Annotated in this window: 17 protein-coding genes; 3 read left to right on the top strand and 14 right to left on the bottom strand. The window is 39.2% G+C overall.

Going from position 1 to position 22,923, the window contains the following annotated elements; translation table 11 throughout:
- Window positions 1-302 precede the first annotated feature (302 nt).
- From FN831_RS27135 to FN831_RS27155, 5 genes are all read right to left on the bottom strand, one after another.
- Window positions 303-1,133 carry a hypothetical protein gene (locus tag FN831_RS27135; protein ID WP_142531353.1) on the bottom strand — a complete coding sequence of 277 codons (831 nt, stop codon included), beginning with the start codon at window positions 1,131-1,133 and terminating at the stop codon, window positions 303-305.
- 211 nt (window positions 1,134-1,344) lie between these two features.
- A complete protein-coding gene (locus FN831_RS27140; RefSeq protein WP_142531354.1) occupies window positions 1,345-1,779 on the bottom strand; it encodes a hypothetical protein in 435 nt (144 codons plus the stop codon).
- Window positions 1,780-1,796: 17 nt separating this feature from the next.
- Window positions 1,797-4,262, bottom strand: a complete 2,466-nt coding sequence (locus FN831_RS27145) for an outer membrane beta-barrel family protein (RefSeq protein WP_142531355.1) — start codon at window positions 4,260-4,262, stop codon at window positions 1,797-1,799.
- 92 nt (window positions 4,263-4,354) lie between these two features.
- Window positions 4,355-5,479, bottom strand: coding sequence for an energy transducer TonB (locus FN831_RS27150; protein WP_142531356.1), 1,125 nt, complete (start codon window positions 5,477-5,479; stop codon window positions 4,355-4,357).
- Between the two features lie 4 nt (window positions 5,480-5,483).
- Complete coding sequence (locus FN831_RS27155; RefSeq protein ID WP_142531357.1) at window positions 5,484-5,852, bottom strand: BlaI/MecI/CopY family transcriptional regulator; 369 nt, start codon at window positions 5,850-5,852, stop codon at window positions 5,484-5,486.
- Between the two features lie 1,145 nt (window positions 5,853-6,997).
- Here FN831_RS27155 and FN831_RS27160 point away from each other — a divergent pair.
- A complete protein-coding gene (locus tag FN831_RS27160; RefSeq protein WP_221931424.1) occupies window positions 6,998-7,288 on the top strand; it encodes a transposase in 291 nt (96 codons plus the stop codon).
- Window positions 7,289-7,390: 102 nt separating this feature from the next.
- Here FN831_RS27160 and FN831_RS27165 read toward each other — a convergent pair whose 3' ends face one another.
- Window positions 7,391-7,606: an RNA polymerase sigma factor gene (locus tag FN831_RS27165; RefSeq protein ID WP_142531358.1), complete on the bottom strand. Its 216-nt coding sequence runs from the start codon at window positions 7,604-7,606 to the stop codon at window positions 7,391-7,393.
- Window positions 7,607-7,910: 304 nt separating this feature from the next.
- Here FN831_RS27165 and FN831_RS27170 point away from each other — a divergent pair, with 304 nt between their 5' ends.
- A complete protein-coding gene (locus FN831_RS27170) occupies window positions 7,911-8,507 on the top strand; it encodes an RNA polymerase sigma factor (protein ID WP_185960628.1) in 597 nt (198 codons plus the stop codon).
- A 328-nt stretch (window positions 8,508-8,835) separates the two neighbouring features.
- Here FN831_RS27170 and FN831_RS27175 read toward each other — a convergent pair whose 3' ends face one another.
- From FN831_RS27175 to FN831_RS27210, 8 genes are all read right to left on the bottom strand, one after another.
- Entirely contained in the window at window positions 8,836-10,251 is a 1,416-nt protein-coding gene (locus tag FN831_RS27175; RefSeq protein ID WP_142531360.1) for a M16 family metallopeptidase, read from the bottom strand.
- A 2-nt stretch (window positions 10,252-10,253) separates the two neighbouring features.
- Window positions 10,254-11,567, bottom strand: a complete 1,314-nt coding sequence (locus tag FN831_RS27180) for a M16 family metallopeptidase (RefSeq protein WP_142531361.1) — start codon at window positions 11,565-11,567, stop codon at window positions 10,254-10,256.
- A 17-nt stretch (window positions 11,568-11,584) separates the two neighbouring features.
- On the bottom strand, window positions 11,585-12,985 hold the full coding sequence (locus tag FN831_RS27185) for a thioredoxin family protein (protein WP_142531362.1): 1,401 nt from the start codon (window positions 12,983-12,985) through the stop codon (window positions 11,585-11,587).
- Window positions 12,986-12,995: 10 nt separating this feature from the next.
- Window positions 12,996-14,144, bottom strand: coding sequence for a TlpA disulfide reductase family protein (locus FN831_RS27190; RefSeq protein ID WP_142531363.1), 1,149 nt, complete (start codon window positions 14,142-14,144; stop codon window positions 12,996-12,998).
- Between the two features lie 19 nt (window positions 14,145-14,163).
- On the bottom strand, window positions 14,164-15,291 hold the full coding sequence (locus FN831_RS27195; protein ID WP_142531364.1) for a TlpA disulfide reductase family protein: 1,128 nt from the start codon (window positions 15,289-15,291) through the stop codon (window positions 14,164-14,166).
- 34 nt (window positions 15,292-15,325) lie between these two features.
- Window positions 15,326-16,777 carry a RagB/SusD family nutrient uptake outer membrane protein gene (locus FN831_RS27200; protein WP_185960629.1) on the bottom strand — a complete coding sequence of 484 codons (1,452 nt, stop codon included), beginning with the start codon at window positions 16,775-16,777 and terminating at the stop codon, window positions 15,326-15,328.
- A gap of 10 nt (window positions 16,778-16,787) precedes the next feature.
- Window positions 16,788-20,405: a SusC/RagA family TonB-linked outer membrane protein gene (locus FN831_RS27205; RefSeq protein ID WP_185960630.1), complete on the bottom strand. Its 3,618-nt coding sequence runs from the start codon at window positions 20,403-20,405 to the stop codon at window positions 16,788-16,790.
- 245 nt (window positions 20,406-20,650) lie between these two features.
- Window positions 20,651-21,748 (bottom strand): FecR family protein, encoded by a 1,098-nt coding sequence (locus FN831_RS27210; protein WP_142531367.1) that lies wholly within the window; start codon window positions 21,746-21,748, stop codon window positions 20,651-20,653.
- A 296-nt stretch (window positions 21,749-22,044) separates the two neighbouring features.
- Between FN831_RS27210 and FN831_RS27215 the strand changes: the two genes are divergently transcribed.
- Entirely contained in the window at window positions 22,045-22,626 is a 582-nt protein-coding gene (locus tag FN831_RS27215) for an RNA polymerase sigma factor (RefSeq protein WP_142531368.1), read from the top strand.
- The last annotated feature ends 297 nt before the right edge of the window (window positions 22,627-22,923 follow it).

A 22,923-nucleotide genomic window follows, 5' to 3' on the forward strand; every position in this document is an offset into this window, starting at 1 on the left:
AATGGTTCTTTATTTTTCATCGTGTCCTAAGTATCACTAAATTACTTATTTTAACTCTAACTTTTTAGAGTTGACACAGTTCACTTTACAGTCTCTCTAAGGAAATATCAAGTATTTTTTTTCTTTAAATTACCTTGACCGGTCTTGGTTTGAACCAAAAACTTGACATTATCACAAAAATAATTTTAACCTTACTTCTCTGCCGGAATTCTTTTGTTATATTATTAAACTTTAGCACCATTGCAGAAACCACCGTTATATTAGAAAGTGTCGTTTATTGTTGCTTGTTAAATTATAGATATTTATTCATATTCATAAAACCAATAACTCCCGTAGCCATCTTGAAAGTCATATTTATTTTTAATAATCTCCTTAATTATTATCTCAATGAAAGACACGTCCTGAAAATCAAGTTGCATCATCCTTATAGCTGTATCATGCTGCAAACTTATAGGGTCTTTTTTAATGATATGTGTAAAAAAAGGCTCATTGTCTTTATAAACTTCTAAACCCCAAAGTTCCTCTTTACGAAATGGATTCGATATTAATAAAACCTTGAATTTAATTTCATCGGATATGTTACTATAATTAAAACGATATTCAGAAACACAAGTCATGATATTGTACTTGCTGGACAACCATCCCTGACGAAGTGGGAGCTGTTCTTTTTTGGTGAAGAACTTACGGTTTGTTAAGAAAAAGGTATGAACAATTCCTGTATACTTGTAGACTATAAGTCTGTATCTATAAGTTTTTCCTTCTTTATGGTAATCTCCATCATAGACATCAAAAAGTTCAGGTCTATTATTTTTTTCCACAACTAAATTAGAAGGTGTGTAGATTATATCAGCAACCTTTGCATATTCAATAGGTGCTAAAATAAATTTTGTTGGATTATCGAACTTCCCGTCCTCTTTCTCATAAAGTTTTCTTGAAGTTATGCTATGTCGCTCTTCAAAATGTTTCATTCCGGTATCCTTGTTCCCGTGAATAAAGATCAAGCCTTTTTTTGATATGCTGTAAATTTGAAGTTTGCTAAAGGTGGGATGCCACAAATAATCAAGTTGATAAACGGGATTAGTCGCCTCCATCAAAATAGCACTAATTTCTTTGGATGTAAATAGTTCTTCCATTATGTTTCCTTGCTATATACTTATCGGTTTTTCAGAGATTTTAAATGTACGGGATTGCTATTGATTTTTCAGTCAACAGATTAACTAGATACCACTATTCCCTCGTTTAAAAAGACGGTCCTGGCTGATCTGACCCATTCACAGCTTTATTATTGAATACAAGGATAGAGTTATCTATTTTATCTACTGTGAAATTCTGATGATTATTATATCACTTTTTAACTTCTATTTCCATTGTTTCCATGCCATTGACATAATTTCTTGTAAATTCAAGTTTTCCTGCTTTATTAAAGTACTTCCAATCCCCTGTATAAAACCAGTGAAGTGAATCGTCATCTTCTTTTCGTATGATAGATTTTCCTTTTGAGCTTAAGGTCCCGTTTGGATAATAAATTGTAGTATAACAAGTATCTCTTTTATATTTCTCTTTTCTCTCCAATGTCTTACCAGCATATACCTTCCAAGTACCCTTTTCTTTACCTCGTTTATAAAATTCAACCCTTTTGTAGGTGATGCCTTCTATATCATGAGTTTCAATCCATTTGCCCACCTTAAGGTTATTTTTATACCGATTAATACTACATCCGGCTATTAATAAGGATATGATTAAGAGCACTATGCTATAAGAATATTTATTGTATATCATGGCAAATTTTGGTTTGATTAAAAAGTAATTCCAGAATTCCGCTTATTTTCTGATCGATCCCTCTGATCGTCTGCACTTGTACTTGCTTTAGTTTTCTTTATATTTCCGCCAAAGTTGTAAGAAAATCTAATTCTCGAGATTCTGGTCTCATAATTAGTGAAATACCTTTGATTTACATTTACAGAATTTTGTGTATATGCATTTCGATAAGTGTTAAACACATCTGTTACAGAGAGCGTTATACTGGCTTTTTTAGCTAAAAGGTTTTGAACAAGTCCAGCTGTCACATAACTGTTTGCATCATTGAATACATTCTGGTTTTGAGATTTACCAACCAAATTGTAAATAAACATGAAATCAAGATCTTTTGTTAATTTGAAGCTATTAAAACTACTCGCTGTAAAATTTAAAATTCCGTTATTCTCAATCTCTGTACCGTTAAATATGTCCTTTGAAATTCTTTTACTGGTATTGATGTAGGTGCTGGTATACCACCATTTTATCAGCTGTTTATTCAATGACACTAAAAGGCTAAAAAATTGTGTGTGTTTATTGTTGAACGGGCGTGTAGTCAAAATATTTGTGTCATTATATGGGACTGTGAAATAAGTAATGGCATTTGTAACCCTGTTATATTCAAGGGTAGTAAACAACATATTCTTAAATAAATGTGTTGCAGAGACGCTATAGCCATTTGATGCATCTAAATCAGGGTTACCTTGTATATAATTGTCGGAGTTAATTAAACGTACGAGCGGATTCAGGTTTTCGTAAGTTGGTCTAGTAACAAATTTCTTCGATATAAAATTTAATCCATGATCTTTATTGAATTTGTAGTCAATAAAAATCGAAGGAAATAACTGTACATAACTTTTTCGAATAGTTATGCCGGTATCTATTTGAAGACCTTCACCCAATGTGTTTTCTGCTCTCAATCCAATATTATAGGATAGTTTAGCTCCAGTTTGAGAATAGATTCCATAAAGTGCATTGATATTTTCCTGATAACGGAAGCGATTCCTTTGTGATGGATTTAATCCGTCTAAGTTATTTGTAGTATTAATAAAGTCGTTAGAGTTCTTAGATACAGTATAACCTGATTTCCATCCAAATTCCAGTTGATTTTTATTTCTTAGGGGTAAAGTCAAATCAGATTTTGCCGAATAAACATTAAACTTTTGGCTTTGATCTAAAAAACTATTTGTTAGCTCAGGTGTAGGAAAATAATTTTGAATCGAGTAGTTTTCGCCGTTCGTTGTTCTAAAGTTAAAGTAGTCGAAATCAAATGTAATTTCCCTGCCCATTGTATCCATTTGATGTTGCAGGTGCATTCCTGCGGTTGTATTGTTTTTGCTGGTTTTAATTGCGTTTAAGAATTCGTTATCTTTAATATTGACTTCTTCGCCTGAACCAGTGTAGGTGACGGAGGTTGCTGATTTTTTAACGTGTTGAAATTCAGTAGTACTTGACAGTGACAAAATCGTTTTGTCGGTCAAATTAAAATCAACTCCCAACGTAGGATTAAATGTATGGTCGTTCAGCATTGTATTTATGTCCGTATTTCGGTTAGAAATGGTTCCATTTTGTTCATTTGTAATCTTTGAAAAGATATTTGATTTAATAACGGTTTCATTGTGATTGTAATTTGGATTAAATAATATGTTAATGCCTTTTGTCTTGTAGTTTAATGTCAAACCACCATTGTACTTTGCATATTTGCCCTTTCCTACACCCCCAAAGACATTCCCACTCACACCCTCATCAAAATTTCTCTTTTTGAGAAGATTGATAATCCCAGCCCCTCCAGCTGCATCATATTTTGCTGAAGGATGAGCGATTAATTCAATTTTTTCCACGCTGCTTGCAGACATCCCCTTCATCATGCCTGAAATGGCATCAACTGAAAGGGGTGTTGATTTACCGTTAATATAAATCTGCACCCCTTGTCCATTTAATGTAATTCGACCCTCCTGATCGACTTTTACACCTGGCAATTTATCCAACACTTCATTAATAGATGCTCCTTGACCCATCAGGTCATTCAGATTTATTACAATTTTATCAGCGCGCCGTTCAATAAAAGGTTTTTTGCCTTCAATTGTAACACCAGCTAGCATGCTACTAGAAGATGCCATCCTTATCGTACCTAAATTTAAAGTTTGATTTGAAGTTTGAAAATATATTTGATTTCGGAATACTGGTTTAAACCCCATCATTTTCACCTCAATCAAATATTTACCTGCCGCAGAAATTTCGAATTCGAACTGCCCTTTATCATTTGCAAGGACAGTCTTAACAATGCTAGAATCTCGACTACTTTTCAAAGTCACCTGTACAAATGGAAGTATTGTGCTATTTTCATCCACGACTTCACCAGTAATTTTGCTAGGTTTTTCTTGAGCATCAACAAGCATCGTACTGAAAAGCAATAGAAAACCTAAACAGTTATAAAATCGAGTGGATTTAAGAATGGAAGTCAGCATAACGTTAGATAATTTAAATTACCCAAACATATAACTAATAAATTAGTCAAACAACTAATTAATTAGACGTTACAGCTAAGTTATTAACTATATTATTTATTCGTCTGATTATCAGATTTATAATTTATAGAAATTTGATAAGCTGAACGTACCTGTATACCATTTTGCAAAGCTGGTTTCCATTTTGGACTTAAATTGATTACCCTTAATGCTTCTTTGTTGCTTGACTCATCTAAACCCTTCTCAACTTTTTCATTGGTGACTTCTCCATTGGATTCTACAATGAAACTCACATTCACAGTTCCATTTTTATTGGACATTTGCCTCGTATTTTTAATCAAATATTGGCTGAAAGCTTCAGATCCACCAGGAAAACTTGCTGCTTGATCAATTTTGTTTATACCATCTCTATTAAAATCTAAAGCACTGAATGAGCACATCAACGTCATCAAAACAATCAATGGCATATACAATAAATATTTCCATAAATGATAAGTATTAGATTTTTTGCGTTGCAGCATCTTGATCCTTGCCTCCAATAATGAAGGATTGTAAAAGGTATTCATCAAGGCTGGCCCAGCTTTAAAATTCTGCAAAAACAGCACCAATGCATATTGTTTTTTGCTTTCTGCGAAGTTTGCTGCATGTTCATCAGCCAGGTATTCGTGGATAAATTTCAAACTGCTACGATAACCATAGATCACCGGGTTGAACCAAAAAAACACACCAACTACTTCGATCAGTAGTATATCTAATGTATGAAACTGTTTTACATGTACATTTTCATGCGCATCAATCGCCACAAAGTCGGCTAGCTCCTGGTCGATCACTTTTGTTCTCCAAAAAGAGAAGGCGCTGCCCTTTTCTGTTAATTTTATTTGCTTTTGTACCCCAAAAAGTTTAAACAATAACAACATCGCAGTAAACATTACCCCAGTCCAGTATATGATAGATAGCCAGTTAAATTCTCTATCAGATACAATTGCTAGCTTTCCACCACCAATTACCGATAATGTCGAAACCATCAATTCCACTTTTTGAAGTGCAATTAAGAAGGAAAGATCAAGCAATGGAAGCACCATCGACAGACAAAGTGCAGATAACAGGTAAATCCTATTAAGCAAAAAAAACGTTTCGCGTCTGAGCATCACAAGATAAAAAATGTAAAATATTGTCAGCGAAATGCTCGACCAGAAAAAGTAAAGCTGAGTTCCCATGTAATTAGTCCTTAATTTTGTCAATCATTTTTAGCAATTGTTCTGCATCTTTTAGATCAATTTTCTTCTCACGAACGAAAAACGAAAACATATCCTGTACAGAATTTGAAAAGTAATTGCCCAGAAACTTATCTGCTTCATGGCGCATATATTCTTCCCTTGTAATGAGCGGAAAATAACGATGTGTTTTACCAAAGGCCTCATAACCAATCACGCCCTTGTTTTCTAAAATTCTAATAATGGTCGAAACTGTACTATATGCAGGCTTAGGGTCAGGTAGTTCCTTAATAATTTCCTTAACGAAAGCCTTGTCTAATTTCCAAAGCACCTGCATCAGCTGATTCTCAACTTTGGTTAAATCCTTTATATCCATCTATAATCTGTTATTATCCAAATATCAGCTAAAAGTTTAGTTGTAACAACTAATTAAAATTTATCCAAGTGATAAGCACTTCAATTGAAGCTATACAGAGGTATTAATAAAAGCGTTCTAAAACTAAATGATTTTAAGATTATCATTATTTCCTCCTTAATTGATCATGACAAAAAAGAAATATTACAAATCCCCCCTTCTCCCCGTTTGATCACCTGAAATAATATAATGCGTCCATTATCAAGAACTCATTCCACTATTCAAATAGAATTTTTAGTTTTTGATAATGAGTTTATAATAAATAAGCAAAGTAGTTAGGCATGGAAAGTTATATCTAATATAGAGATTAACGTTCCTTATATAGTGATTTCTTGTTATGCCGATTGGGATCAATTAATTATACAACATCTTGGTTCAAAGATAGCCCGATTATATTGTTTGAGAAATTGATGTTTATCAGGAATACTTTGAACACACCTTAAAGAACTTTTAAGTGGGAAAAAGGCGTAAAAAAACCGGAATCGATGTGTTCGATTCCGGTTAGTACCCGAGATATTACTGGGTACAAACCAATTCCTCAGTGATTTAACGGTTGCTGCGAGTATAGGAAAGTTTATTGAAGATCTGAAAAATACGCATCCGCGACAGATATGATAGGTTTTTGGTAACACAGGCATTTCAAAATGTAACAAATAATGTCCTTCCCATGTGGCAATTTAATATTGGCAGCACTTCCCATATGGGAAATGCCGCAAAAAGCTTCGTATGATAGGTAATTATGCCTTCATAAAAAACTAGTATTGACATTTGAACATCCCCCCTACTTTACTCCTTTTTGTATTTCTTTTCGCTAGTTTCGGCGAAGAGAAAAACCTGGCTGATACCATATCTTTACTATTGTTAGATTTTATCATTTACTCATTATCAAAAACTGAATATTTCATTTGATTAATGGAATGGGTTTATGAGAATCTTGGTAAAAAGCAAAGTTCAGGCAGGATCAAACTAGGCGACTTTTGGAAAATTTAATATTTCTAGGTCTGACATCAATGAAGCTTATTAAATAAGGACGGTGGCTGTTGCACAACTCAAATAAATCTGCATTTTTGCTTTTATAAAATTGCTGAAATGCGTAAATTAAAGGCATGCAAGGCAGAAAGGACTATACCGAAAAGCTGTTCACCAGCTTCCAGCTATCAAGCCGGGTTCCCAAGGAAAACCTGTACCGCAAACTGCGCGAAACGCTTGATTTAAGCTTTTTATATAAGGATACTAAAGAACTTTATGGTAAAACAGGCAACCCATCAATTGATCCGGTAGTGTTTTTCAAGCTACTGCTTACTGGTTACCTGGAGAATATAACTTCTGACCGCAAACTGGTCGAACATTGCTCTATGCGGATGGACGTATTGTACTTCTTGGGGTCTTCCAAATGATATAATGTTAAAACCATTTTATAGTTTTCCGGAAGCTCTAAAAGCAGCAGATTTAAGTACTGAGATAAATCCTTTTGTTCTAAAAGAACATCGGGCACACTATTATTTTCTGTTATACGGTAAGCCTTCGCGTTTTAACCAAAGTTTAATGAATACATCCTGAACGATTTCTTCCGCTGCAGTTTCCGAATGAAGGATGGATAAGGCATATCCATAGACCTTTTTATTGTAGAATTTAAATAGAATGCTAAAGGCATGATGATCTTCAGCGGCTATTTTTGCCAAGATCAACTTTTCATCAAATAATACCTTTTGCATTATGCTAATATATTAAATAAACGCTATCACCTACATCTTCCATATACGGAATTAGAAAAAACGGTAAGCAGCAGTCTTTATATATAAATTCAGTTCAAGACAGTTCAATTTTATTTCCTATAACTGAAAATTTCATGTCGGGATGAATCTACCGATAGCGACGATCATCGGGTGTTTGCAATTACGCTGGTATAGTGCACAGCTCCAATAAGGAATATTGGTATAACAAACAGTAATCCATATACTATGCATGCAGCAGACCAGCAGTACCTTTACTTCATCAGCAAAGTTATTAAATCAAAATATGCAAATCAGGCCACATGATAGTGAAGATGAACTTCTGGAATTGATTATCAGCGGGGATCAACTGGCCTTTCTAAAACTCTTCAATCTATATTTCAGCCCGCTTGGACAAGCTATCCTGGGATTGACAAAATCGCTGCCGCTGACGCAGCATATCGTTCAGGATGCATTCGTAAAAGTATGGCTTCAAAGAAAGGAATTTACAAATAAGAGCGATTTGCGGGAACATTTGATGACCTGCTGTCAGAATGATGCGCTAGAATTTTTGAATAAGCTGAACAGGGAGCAGGTGCCTAGCCAGGAGCAGTGGCATGCTTTGTTAAATAAGCCTGGAACCACTACGGAGCATTTACGGGTGATAGTCAGCAAGGCAGTAGAAAACTTGCCTATTCAGGAGCGCCGGATCTATCAAATGAGCAAACATCAGGGGTTGAATGGAATGGAGATCGGGGCTATTATGGGCATGCCTGCTGAGACCATAAATACACTTCTCTATACTACTTTAAAGAAAGTCCGTACCCGTCTTTCCTTACATATGCCACCATCAATTGCTGTGGTACTTACCTCCACACTGGTGCTTAAAAGAGTAAATCGCTAATAACGATATCAACAGCGATAACCATGGAAACACCTGCAAAGACAGAATTAAACCGCCGCAGCTGAATATGCTGCTACCGTTTAAAGCAGTTTTAACAGGTAGTATCGGGCATTAACATTAAAGTTATGCGCCCGCCACAGGCTGTTTTGAACTTCTCAAATGTTGAGGCTGCTGTAACGATAGTTTTAAAAAAAGTGTTCTGTCTTACGACAGAACACTGATTATTAACTATTATTACCCATCACAGCATCCGCCAGTGATAAATTCTTCCTGCTACCTTTTAAGGATACTCAAATCCATTTCCTCAGGCAGTCCCATCATTTAATTATTATTTTGTGTTAACAGGTACTGCATACGTATCAAACAGGTTTACCTGATAACCCAGTTTGCTCAACCCGGTGAGATAAACATCTTTTTTACCTACGATAATAATCCGGGTGTCATCAAGACCAAAATACTTTTGGCTAACCCTTAGTACATCCTCCGCAGTAACAGCGTTAATCTTCTTCAGATAATTAAGGTAAAAATCCTTCGGTAAATTGTTCAAAACGATATTGCGGGCAAATCCGGCAGTACGCGCAGGATCTTCAAGGCCAAGGGCAAAACTACCGTTGTATAAGTTTTTAGCACTTTGTAACAACTGCTCAGAGACTTTTTCTGTACGCATTATTTTAATCTCATGGAGAAATTCAACTACTGCACTGTCTACTTTCTCATTGCGCACAGCAGCATTGGCAGTAAATGCAGCCTGAAAACGGCCTGATCCTGTCGATGAATAAGCACCATAAGTGAAGCCATGTTTTTCACGCAGGTTTCTGAATAATTTAGCATCAGCCCCTCCTCCGAGAATTTGATTGGCAAGCAAAACGGCATGATAATCAGGACTGCTCAATGGCAGATCCACTAAGTTTGTTACGGTGATTTCTGATTGTACTGCATTGGGCATGTCCACAACATCAATTTCTGTTTTAGATGGCTTACTTACTAAGGCCAGCTTAGGCAGTGTCAACTGGGTTCCTTTCCAGTTTCCGAAGGCTTTCATAGTCAGGACCTTTGCGGCATCAGGCTTAATATCGCCAACAAATGTGATAAACCCTCTGGATGGAGTAATATTATTTTGGTAAGCCATTTTCACATCGTCTAACGTAATTGATGTGACAGTTTTTTCTGTTGCAAATTCTCCCATTGGATGTGACACACCGTAGGAGAGTGCCGGTACAATTCGCTTGGAAATTGCTGATGGATTCCGGGCATTTGATTTTATCCCGGTAAGGGCTTGCGACTTAAGTTTCTCAAAAGAAGCCTGAGGGAATTCCGGGTTGCGCAAGGCATCAGCCATTAATAAAAATGCAGGTTCAAAATAACGGGTTAACGCTGTAGCGGAACCACCAGATGAACTCACCCTTACATTGGCACCAATCTGATCGACAGCCTCATCAAACTGAACTTTCGTCTGCGTAGCCGTTCCTTCGCCTAACATACTTCCCATGATATCCAGCACACCGGCTTTTGCACCTTCGGTTCTCGGACCGGCATCAATAATAAAACTTGCAGTAACTTTCGGCAGTTTGTGGTTTTCCACAACAAATACTGTAATCCCGTTTGGTAGTTTAAAAGATACAGGATCTGAAAATGCCACTGCAGGAGCAGGACCAGGTTTGGGAAGCTTGCTCCTGTCTAGTTTTTGTGCGCTGACAGACTGTACCAACAATCCGGTCAACGCAATGATATATAATTTATTCATAATTATTTCTTAGGCAGGTAATACAATACCACGCGGCTTTCTTTATTTAAATATTTACGGGCTGCAGCACGGATTTCCTCACGGGTGATAGATTTGATTTCCTTCAGCTCTTCATTGATGGCATTAGTGTTTTTGGCATGAAAAGTATATCCGTCGGCAAGGTTTTCAGCTAAACCAATCATCGTGCTGTTTGCACTGACAGCTGCATTTTCAAACTGATTTTGCAACTTGGTAAATTCCTTTTCACTGATCAGTTCATTCTGTACTTTTAAGACCTCAGCATCAATATCAGCCAGAAGATTATTGAGAGGAGTATTGTTACCCGGAAGTGCTAAGGCGATATAGATACCATAGTCTTCCATTGTAAGATTAAATGCACTCACCTGTATTGCCGTCTTTTTATCATCTACCATTTTTGTACTTAACCGCGAACTGCCGCTGCCTGAGAGCAAAGTACTCAGCATATTCAAGGCCTTCGCATCGCGGCTTCTCATTCCCGGTGCGCGGTATGCTGTCATAATTGCAGGTATCTGAATATTTGCATCGTATGCTGTATCCACAATTTCCTTTGTAATAGGCTTCAGTACATATTCTGCTTTAGTAACCGGATTTCCTTTGGGCACTTCAGCAAAATATTTCTCTACCAAAGCTTTTGTGTTTTCAATACTGATATCACCGGCAATACTGAGTACTGCATTGGCAGGCACATAATTCTTTTTAAAGAAAGCCTGAAACTCCTGCAGCTTTGCTGCATCCAGATCTGCCATTGAGCCGATCGGCTGCCAGCGATAAGGATGTCCCTGAAACAGATGCCTGGAGATCACATCAATATATTTTCCATATGGCTGGTTATCAACCCGCATCCGCTTTTCTTCTTTTACAACTTCGTTTTGGGTTCTCACGCCTGCTTCTTCTATTTTAGGGTGCAGCATCCGTTCGCTCTCCAGCCAGAGCCCTAATTCAAGCTGATTGGATGGAAAGGTCTCGTAATAAAAAGTCCTGTCCTGTGAGGTGTTGGCATTGTTGCGTCCGCCATTATCACTAACGATTTTCATGAAATCTCCGCGTTTCATATTGTCGCTGCCTTCAAACAGCAGGTGCTCAAAAAAATGTGCAAAACCTGTGCGTCCCGGTATCTCGTCTTTGGAACCGACGTGGTACATGACCGACACTGCCACAACAGGCGCTGTCTTATCCTGATGAAGTATGACATGCAGGCCATTGGCAAGGTCATACTCCGTAAATTTAACCTGCTGCGCTGATGCCTGGAGAACAAGCGCAGAAGTTGCTGATGCCAGCAGTAATTTTAACTTCATTTTTATCGTGTTTTAATTTATTTCGCTGCTACTACAGCAGTATTAGTTTCTATCCAGGTAGGTTTATTATCCATCATCTTCTGCAGGTTGTTTTGTAGCCTTGCGGTAATCACTTCGTTTACCAGATTCATTTTTGCATTCATTGCTTCATATACCTGCATTGCTTTCTTTTGGCTTTGGATAGCTTCAGCTGTTCTTCCAACCTTATGGAGCAGTCCTGCATTCACTTCTGCAATAGTGAAGTTGTCTGTAAATCCTCCGGCCAGGGCCATCCACTGCAGTGCCTGATTGAGCATGTCCTTATCATTTACGCCCCTGTATGCTATCGTTGACATATCACGCAGACGGTAACCATAGTTAGTGGAAGAGATAGAACTGTAGTATTTTCTTGCCTGTTCTAACTGATCAGGTGTAGCTTCTTTCATCTGGCCGGCAGCTACCATTTCATCAAACTGCTTTAGATATTGTTCATCTTCTTTCTTAATGAGGTTTTTGTCATAAGCCAGCAGCGATTTACTATATTCTTTAAGTGCTGGAATGAGTTTCTTTTCATTATGTGTTTGCGCATAATATCTTGCCCTCATTTCATCTGCATCCGGAGCTGAAGCCGGCCCAGAAGAAAGGGAGCGGCGCGCAGCAATGATTTTTTCAAGCAGTTTTACATCTTTATTTGCTACGGCACGCTTCATGTCTCCGGCTGCATAACTCGATAACATGCCATTTACGGCAGATTCTGGCTGGCCAAGAACCTGAGTTGCTTCGGCCTTATTTTCTCTAAGGAAAGAAAAGAACGGCCCATCTACCGTGGCTCCCTGCTGCTGCAGCATAAAGGTTAAAGTTTCTTTTGATAATAATTCTTCTTTAGTGCTGAGCGCAGCATACTGGTCCATCAGTGAATCCATCGGCAAGCGTAATTTAGCACGCTTCTTCATATATGCCATCAAAAATTCCTTATCCCCTTTTTTTGCCGGATATTCTTTCTGCCAGACAGGTAGCGGTTTGGGATCACCAAACTCAATCATTGCATTTTCTGCTTCTTTGAGGAACTGCGGCTCTGGCATAGCGCCCAGCGTTGTATATTGCAGTACCCCATCACCATTGACAAACAGATAGGTTGGATAAGCATTTACTTTATACGTTTTGGCAATTGTAACTCCCTCCCCTTTTTCTGCATCTATTTTATAGTTGATAAAATTCTTATTAAATTTTTCACCTACAGATTTTAGTGGAAAAATATCTTTTGCCATCATTTTACAGGGGCCGCACCAGGTAGTATAAATGTCGATAAAGATTAGCTTCTTTTCGGCCTTTGCCTTAGCGAGCGTCTCTTTCCAGGTGCCCTGATAAAACTGTATACCATCTTGCGCATGTAGCCCGCCTGAAAGCAGTACCAGTGCAATAATTAGTAATTTCTTCATTTTAATAGATTTAGTTTTTAAATATATTTTTTAGAGTAGCATCAATCTCTTTTGCATCACCCACGTACCGGGCAATTATTTTACCTTCTTTATCCAGCAGGAGCTTTGTAGGAAATGCGCTGATTCCGTATGCACTTACTGCGTCGAAAACATTCTGGTCTTCATTATTCAATACCTGCAACCAGGTCAGTCCATCATCGGTAATGGCTTTCTGCCAGTATCTTTTGTTCTCTTCCAGTGTCTTACCGTGTTCCTCTGCAATACCCAGAATTTCAAAACCCTGATCTTTGTACTTACTATACATCTCCTTTAAGTGCGGATGGCTTGCCCTGCAGGGTCCGCACCAGCTTCCCCAGAAATCGAGAAGAACGTACTTGCCTCTCAGCGTTTCCAAAGTGACCGGCTTACCATTGATGTCTTTTTTATTGATTGCAATCGCAGTCTGGCCTACGGCCGTTTTCTGCAGGTTCTGCAATTTTATCCCCAGGTCTTTACCATAGGATACATTTTTGTAATCATTCCCGAGTTGGTCATAAGTAGCTTTCATTTCTTCGAATGACAGGTCATTGATCATTCCGGAAAGGAAATACAAACTCACCAGGGAGGTAGGATTATCGGCAATAAATTGTTTTTGAAGCTGATTACGTTTAACTGTCTTCTCCTGGTATATACGGCCGGCAGCTGCAGAAAGGGCAGTATCCTTTTGATTACTGTAAGAAGCTTTAGTAGCTGCCCAGCTCTTGCCTTCAAGGGCCATTTCCTGATCTTTAATCGTAGCCCACTCGTTATTTGCTTTACCTCCTTTAATTTTAGCTGCATATATCGTGTTGGCATCGCCTGTAACCTCGATTACATCATTACTGAGGACAAAGTTTAGATACGGACCCGGAATAACACCGCCTTTTACATGTATGGCTAATGCCTGATTACCCGGCATAAAAATATTTGCAACTATAGGTTCATCAACTTTTCCTTTAAAAACCATCCAGCCATCTTCCAAAACAGCACTGGAATCTAAGACCAGCTTGTCGTTGGGAAAGTAAGCCATCTTGAGTTTATAATTTTGCGGATTGTTAAGCTTGATTTTAACCTTATACCCCTGCGCATGGCAGAGGTATGAGATCAAAAGAGCAATCGATAAAAATATTCCTTTTTTCATGGTAGATCTCTTTGTGTGTTTAGTGAATTATTTCTGTTAATCTTTTTTGAAGATCTTCTCCCCTGAGGTCTTTGGCTAAGATTTTACCATCCGGACCAATCAGGAAATTCTGCGGTACCGCTCTGATATCATACAATGCCGCGACCTCATTGCCCCAACCTTTAAGATCTGAGACCTGGATCCAGGGTAAACCATCTGTTGCTATAGCTTTTAGCCAGGCATCTTTCCTTGTGTCTAATGATACACCCAGAATCTCAAAGTTTTTATCCCTGAATTTATTGTAAGTGCGTACAACATTAGGGTTTTCCTGTCTGCATGGTCCACACCAGCTTGCCCAGAAATCAATCAGAACATATTTTCCTCTCAGAGAGGCTAATGATACTGCTTTGCCATTCTGGTCATTCTGAACGAAATTCACAGCTGGTTTACCGATGCCGATTTTTCTCGCTGTGGCAAGTCTGCTCTCTATATACTTACCTCTTACCGTAGATTGTATACGTGAACTTAATCCACTGAACATCGGGCCTAGAATTTCTTCACTGATAACCACGGCACGGTCATTCACCAGATCAAGGGACACATCAGAATCGGGATTTTGAAGGATAAACTCCTCCTCTATTTTTGTAAACTTTCCACGTATTGCAGAAAGTTTAGGTATCAACGCATTGACCTCGCCTGCTTTTTTGGCTTTATAGGCTTCCATCATCTTCGCAGAGAGCGGCTTCATTTCATCCTTCAATGGTTTTAACATGTCATTCAGCTTTAAATAGTCTGCCTGTGCTTTTCCACCTGATATTGTGGCAGCTGTCATGGAAGGACCTTCAATTCTCAATGTCGTGTTCTCCAAAAAAAACTCCTGTCCGTCACCGTTGCCCATCATTCTGGCTTGTGCGGCCTCAGCAGACAATACTGGTTCCTCTAGGGAAATCATGGCTTTCACAGGATCAACTACTATACCTTTCAATTGAAATGCTCCGTCTTTAACGATTGCAGAATCCCGGATCATTTTCCCCTTAAAGAGATATCCCAGCATTACTTTTTTACCATCGTTTGTCCGGTTTATTTTACCCTGCAGGGTAAAACCATTCTGGGCATTTGCAGCAAGGGCAACCATGCCGATAACTGCAGTGAATAATGATTTTAACATATTTTTTTTAAAAAAAATGATTTGATGTAATTGATTATGGATTATCCTGCATTCCAGGATTTTCTCTTAGTATCTTAGTTGGCAGACGAAGCACGTAACGATCTGCGCTTAGCGTGAAGGTAGATGTAACGGTACCGGTCTCTGAAAACAAGGTATGGGTATAAGTTGTGCTGCTAAATAACGGATCTACCGACAGTCTTCTCATGTCAAACCACCTGAATCCTGTCAACGAGTACTCGCGCGTACGTTCGTCAATGATGAACCTTAGCAAAGGTAGCTGCTGGCCTGCAACATTGGAAGGAACTGCCGCTTCGGCCTGTGGCAATCTCCTGGTTCTGATCATTTGTAAGTCGCTAACTGCACCTGGAAGGTCATTCAAACGGGCTTTACACTCTGCACGCAGCAAATATATATCAGTTAAAAGAACACCCATCAGCAAACTTCCTGGTGCGTTGCGCTTCAGAAGTCCCGCCGGATATGTTGGGCCACCGAAAGGATTGCTTGCAAAAAAATTCAACCTTAAATCAGCCGGGTTGTACAGACTGGCAGCACCTGGAGAGAGAACCAGTTCGCCAGCTGCAAAAAAATCAGAGGCTACGTTAGGTGCCTGCTTGGCAAATAAAATTTCCTGATTGTTCGGAGGGGTCGGGTACGTAGGACCAAAAATGCTTATTGGCATAAATGCACCGCCTGCAGCAAACGTGAGATTGTAATTATACAGTGCTACAGGCACCGTAGATCCATTAATATCTGTCAAACTTGAGTTTAACAAGGGCAACGCAGCATTAAAGTTGCCCATAAAAACGTATACTTTACCCAATAAACCTTCAGCGGCGGCTCTTGACATCCTTAAACGGTGCGTGGTAGTTGCCGGAAGATTTGGAATTGCAGCCTGCAGATCGCTGATAATGAAATCATAAACTTCCTGTACACTTGCACGGGTAAAGCTTGTTACTGTAACATCGGCTTCTCTTACAATTGGAAAACCCGGGTCTGCAGCAGCGGTAGTAGTATTATACGGTTTCCCGAAGAAGTTGATCAGCATAAAATAGCTCCATGCCCGTGAGGCACGCGCCTCAGCAATTACACTTAGCTTCTGTTCCTCAGTTCCACCAGTTGCAGCCAGTGTTTCATTAATGATTTTATTAAAAACATAAATATTCTGCAGATAAGGTCCGATTTCGTCCGCATCTTCATCCTGTTGATAGATTAATGCATCCCATCTGAAAAGACGCTGGACTTTCAGTCCTGTGCCACTAAAATAGGGCTCTACTGCCGCTGCATCATCTCCCATCACAACATGAGCGGAAGAGCTGCCTAAATTCAATAAATCAAGACTATTCAATAATCCGGAATAGTCGTCTACAGAGCTTGCTATAAGTCGTCCCTTAGGATTGACTTCTAAAAACGACTTCTTACATGAAAAAAGGAAGGTCGAAAGCAAAATTACTGCCGCCACCCCTATATAATTACGCATATTTTTCATATCTAATAATTTAAAATCTAACATTCAGTCCGAATGATATTGTTCCCTGATTAATTAAAGGAGTTCTGACCCCACTAAATGCATTTTGAAATTCCGGGTCTATATCATAATCATTGGCTTTCCATAACATCATATTCGACAATTGGGTACGAATGGTCACCTGGTTTACACCCAATTTTTTAATCACAGAACCTGGCAGGCTATAGGCCAGCGTAATATCTCTCATTTTGATAAAGGAAGCATCCAGAACATTGATGTCTGACAGCGTATAGTAGGATGCATCCCTTCTTGAACTGCTCAATGAAGTATTTGACACAAAGGATGGAATCGATGTTCTGGCCTCATCTCCCGGCTGTTTCCATCTCGAAGCAAATTCGCTGTTCAAATTGCCGCCAGTGAAATCCAGCGTATTATGGCTTAAACGACCGGTATAAATGTTATTTACATCCCTGCGCATTACATTACCCAGATTCAGGACTGCATTTACACTCAGTGTAAATTGTTTGTAGGAGAATACGTTGGTAACACCACCGCTCCAAACAGGCTGATAGGTACCGGCATATCTTGCATCATCTACCAGCGCTACGTTAGGCGACTTGGTAACCGTGCCATCTGCTAGTCTGATCTGTGGATCACCCAGATTATCCAGTCCTGCGTATTCATATGCAAATACAGCAAATGCAGGGTAACCTGCTACATACTGCTGGTTAATCCGACCTGCTGCCGAAGTAATGGGACTGCTGACATTCAGACTGGTAATCTCATTTTTATTATACGCCATATTGACCATAGTAGTCCAGCGGAAATTTTGACCAGCAATATTTACCGTGTTCAGACTCAACTCTATTCCTTTGTTCTGCAGGTCACCTATATTTCCTATGATTGAAGTATACCCCGTTAAAGAATTGGTTGGCAGGTTTCCCAGCAGATCAGTTGTTTTCTTAGCGTATAAATCCACTGAGCCACTAATTCTGCTGTTCAGGAGGGCGAAATCGACACCTAAGTTTGTAGTTTTAGTACTTTCCCAGGTGAGACTACGGTTGGCGGCTGTGGCAATCTGCAACCCAGAACCGCCCCGTAAAAATGGCGAATTTTGTGCGTTAAGAATGTCCTGTGAAGCAGCTGTACCCGGTGCCGGAGCATTTCCGGTCAGACCATAGGTAGCACGCAACGCGAGCAGTGACAGCCATCCAACCGGCTTGAGGAAAGATTCTTCACTCATGATCCATTTACCGCCTAAACTCCATACCGGCCGATTTTGTGCAGATCTGTCCAGGCCAAATAAGTTACTCTTATCAGTCCGCAGACTAGAGTTGATACTATACTTTCTGTCATACGTGTAAGCCACATTTCCATAATATGATGAAAGGCGTGTGACCAGATCTGTTTGCATGAAAGAATCATCACGATAAAGCAAGCTCCTTCCAAATTCATTAGGCATGATCGTATTGACTACACCTGTTGCACCTGTCAACAAGGGAAAATTGATAGAGCCAAAAGTTAACAGATCAGGATTATATCCACGCAGCAAGTTGCCATTTGACATTTGTGTTTGCTCCTGTGCTTCCTGACCAACCAGGACATTCAACTGATGCAGGCCATCCTTCCATGAGTTGTCATAATTCAATTGATTTCTGATAGTCCAGCTTTGCTGATTCGTGTTATCAAGAGAATACCGTCCACCTGTGCTTGGCAGATAATAAGTTGGCAGAAGACCAGGAGCGGCAGATGCCTGGGTAAACTGTACCAGTTCACTGCGGACCATATAACTTCGGGCATCATCATAGGTTGCTGTTCTTCCTGATCCCCGTACAAAACCATAGGTACCCTGAAATTTCAGTCCCTTGATAATATTGACATTCAAGCCCAGAACATTCCTGCTTAAAAAGTTTTTATTCTCTGTAGATCCATAGTTCATTTCATCCAATGGATTATAATCAAGGTTAATGCGGCTTATATTCTGAAAATTGGCTCTCGATTCATCCGTTAAATATCCCATGTAAGGCATAGAAAGATTATTACCAGCGGCATCTCTAAACATCTGATATGGATAGAACCCATTATCTATGTCAATATTTCTATTGGCATTGCTCCCGCCTAAATCAAAATTTCCCGAAGTGCCGGTAATATTGTAGGTCAAATCAGAGATCAGGTTAGCCTGGATAAATTTATTAATGATAAAATCTTGTCTCAGGTTGATTTTATAAGTCTTGTTCTTTTCTCCAGGTCTGTTGCTCATCGCATTGGTATATGCTCCGGAACCGTAAAAAGAATATCTGTTACCACCACCAGAAAGTGAAAGTGTGTGGTTCATCAGTACCGCATTCCGGTACCATAAGTCTGAAATCTGCTGCCTGTTATCCAAACGGGATAAACTATCCAGTCTTGAGTTGGCCTGTGTAGCTGAAATCAGCCCCCGGCTTTGATCATAAAGGATTCTCTCATGGGGAGGAACGCCTGATGAGCCGGCAGTATATGTAGATACCCTTGACCATGGATTGATCACAGGATCAAACATGTCCCTGGCAGCCTGAATAAACTGGGCACTGTTTAATGTCGGTTGATTATTTAAATCTGGTCTGCCCTGCAGGTTTATAAAAGCATCATAATTGATCGTCAGTTTTTCACTTTTGACACCTCTTTTTGTAGTGATTACGATCACGCCGTTGGCGGCTCTCGCTCCCCAGATCGATGCAGCGGTAGCATCTTTCAAAACGGTAATATCGGCAACATCCTGCGGATTGATGCTGGATACGTCATTTAGTGGGATACCATCTACAACAAATAAGGGATTCCTGTTGGTACCATAAGACTGTCCAAAATCATCGAGCAGACCAACTGTAGTTGCTCCCCTGATCAGAAAAGGATTTTGTCTGGCGCTTGGCGAATTATTGACTGTTAATCCGGGAATTAAACCATCCAAACGTTGGAGAATATTCATACTTCCGGTACGGTTCTCGATAATGGTCATATCCGGTTTTGAAAATGAACCTGCACTTCTCTCTTTAGATAATGTCTGATAACCGTTATTCACCGTAACTTTCAATTCAGAAAGATTTTCCGCATCCGGAAGAAGTATAATATCCCCAAGTTCGGCAGCAGCAGTCATACTTTGCCCCTTGTATCCTATATAAGAAATGACAACTAAAGACTTATCATCCACACCCCTCAGGAAAAACCTGCCGTCCGGCGTGGTAATGGTTTTTAAAAATGCACCATCGATACTGCGGGCGATGACCGTTGCTCCAGGGAGGGGCCTGTTTGACTCATCCATAATACGGCCCCGAACATCAATCTCGCGGAATTTCGTACTGCCGGTTGATATGGATACGGGTTTGTTTTTCACAAGAATATTCTTCTGATCAATACGGTATTCAAGAGATTGATCTCCAAGAACCTTGTCCAGAACTGATTTTAAACTGGCATTTTTAAAATCGACATTAATATTCTGACGTACGTTAATGCCTTCATCAGAATAAAATACGTGGTAACCCGTCTGTTTTTCGATTTGTGAAAATACTTCGGCCAGGTTTGAGCCTTTCTTGCTATAAGTAATATTCTGGCCAAAACTGGCGGCAGTAACCTGGGCCAGAGACAACATTAATATGAAAGTGGTTAGCTTCATCATTAACAGGATTTTTTTGGGTAGCCATGAAAATGGCATACCAGCATAAAAAGTAAAAATATTCATACTTTAGTGGTCGGTTTGAGTTGATGGATCGTTAGTCTATATTTTGTTCCTGTGGGTCTCACCCAGGGAACAGGCGGCTCAAACTTCTGCCGGATTGTGTGCAACCACTTTCCGGCTTTGTTTAAGTCCCCTCACATCATTTAGGGTATAATTTTAGTCATAGCGTTAGTTTAGATGTGAAATTAATTGGTTATATATATTTGTCTTTTGTCTAATCTGGTGTTTATACCATAAAACTTTAAAGCATTCAATAAATCATCTACTTTAGCGTAGCGTGACAGCGAACCGCTAAAGGTCTTTTCTTTCAGCGCGCTGTTTTCATAATAAACATCGACATTGTACCATCTCGACACCTTTTTCATCAGGTTCTCCAAAGACTCATTTCTGGCATTGAATTCGCCATTTTTCCAATCTACAGCATCTTCAGCATTAACTTGCCTGATCGTTATATGTCCATCAGACTGCTGCGCCTGTTCATTTGGCCTTAATAGTTTATCATTTATTTTTATCGATCCCTCGATCAAAGTGGTCAGGCTATAATGATCATTTGCATATGCACTGATATTGAAGTGTGTGCCCAGCACCCTAACACTCTGATTTTTGGTGATGACGATAAAAGGTTGGTTGATTCTTTTTGCAACCTCGAAATATGCTTCGCCATTAAGCTGTATGGTACGTTCCGGCAATCCATCATAATTAGTGCTGAATGTTATGGAACTCGCAGCATTCAATTGCACCTTACTGCCATCTGATAAAGTAACCTGATACGTCCCTCCCCTTGGTGTACTGATAGATGCCACTGATCCTGCTGAATGGTCAATTTTATCTGCTACCTTACTACCGTCATTGTAATTCAGGCCATTGTTTCCTATCACAATTCCAGACTCATCACTGCTCAACTGAATGGATTTTCCATTTGCCATAGTAATTACTGCTGTATTTTTACCCGGAAGTATTACAGTTGATTTGCTAAATTCCTCACTAGGGCTGATACTTTCCTGGTTAGAAGAATATGGTATTATAAAATAGGTTCCTATCATCACGAGAACCGCCGCAGCCGCTATCCAACGCCATTTGTTAGCATGCAGTTTTCTGATTTTTTGTCTGAGGATGTGCTCAGAATGAAGTTCCCGTTCCCATACCTCGGCCATGACAATGGAAAGTTCGTCATCCATATCACCTTTTCCCATAAGGCGATGTAATCCGTCCAGCTCAGTTTCATTAGCCTTGTTGTCAACAAATCTGCGAAGAAGCTCGACTTTAAATTTCTTATATTCCATCCAGATGTGTTTTGATTTTATATTTATAGGTATTATTCGGGCAGTCCACTTAACTTTATTGCGGCTTTGGTTATTAGATTCTTATAATTATCCAATATACATAGGGCTAATACAACAGAGGACAAGTGAAAATCAATTTAGGGTACCATGAGGAGTAAATATTTTTTAATTATATATATATTTAGAATAGTAATTTTATCATTCAGCCAAATCTATTCTGAAATAATCGCTATACTTGATTATATATCCGACTGAATCCTTCACTTTTTGTCATAATTTTATAAAAACAAACTTAAATGCCGGCTGAAGAGCATGATTTAATGATCAAGTGTGCCAATGGAAGCGACAGAGCTTTCGCCGAACTCTATCGTCGCCATGCGTCTTTAGTTTATCGCTTTATACTTAGCTTCGTTAAATCTGCAGAGCTTGCCGATGATTTGCGCCAGGAAGTTTTCATTAAAGTTTGGGAAAACAGGCTGGTCCTGGCAGATGTTAAATCTTTCAAATCCTATCTATTTAGCATTTCAAAAAATCATACTTTAAACGTACTCAAACGCGCATCAACAAATGCAACTGCTATGGCTTACGTTCTAAATAATTATCAGGAACAACATACTCCTGAAGACGACCTTGTCTCAAAGGAGTATTTAGCCTATCTCAATCAGGTGATATCCGAGATTAGCCCTCAAAGCAGAGCAGTTTTTATGCTCTGCCGTCAACAGCACAAAAGCTATGACGAGGTTGCAGAAATACTTGACATATCACGAAATGCAGTAAAAAAACATATGGTCAAGTCAATGAAGATCCTGAGGGAAGCCGTAAAAAGAGACCTGGATCTTCCGCTAAGCATCGCTTTAATCTTATTATTCAAAAACTAACAATCGTGGAATCTTTTTTTCATCATATCTGTTTGTGTTACAAAGGTGACGCCTTTTAGGAAACTAAAATGTATATAAATTACGGATTTACCTACCACTATTACTGATATGGATAAATCCTAATCGATGAGTTCTATGACCAGACATGGAGCTACGGTCATGCAGTTATCCACATGTAACTCCGGATAAAGAGACTGTAAATCGAACTGTGTCAACACCACTTCTTCCTAGGTGGAGGCGGTCAGCCTCCACCTAGGAAGAAGTCGCCGAAGGCTTTAAGCCGTTCCCCAAATTTAA

It is taken from the genome of Pedobacter westerhofensis (assembly GCF_900182595.1).
Lineage (GTDB): Bacteria > Bacteroidota > Bacteroidia > Sphingobacteriales > Sphingobacteriaceae > Pedobacter > Pedobacter westerhofensis.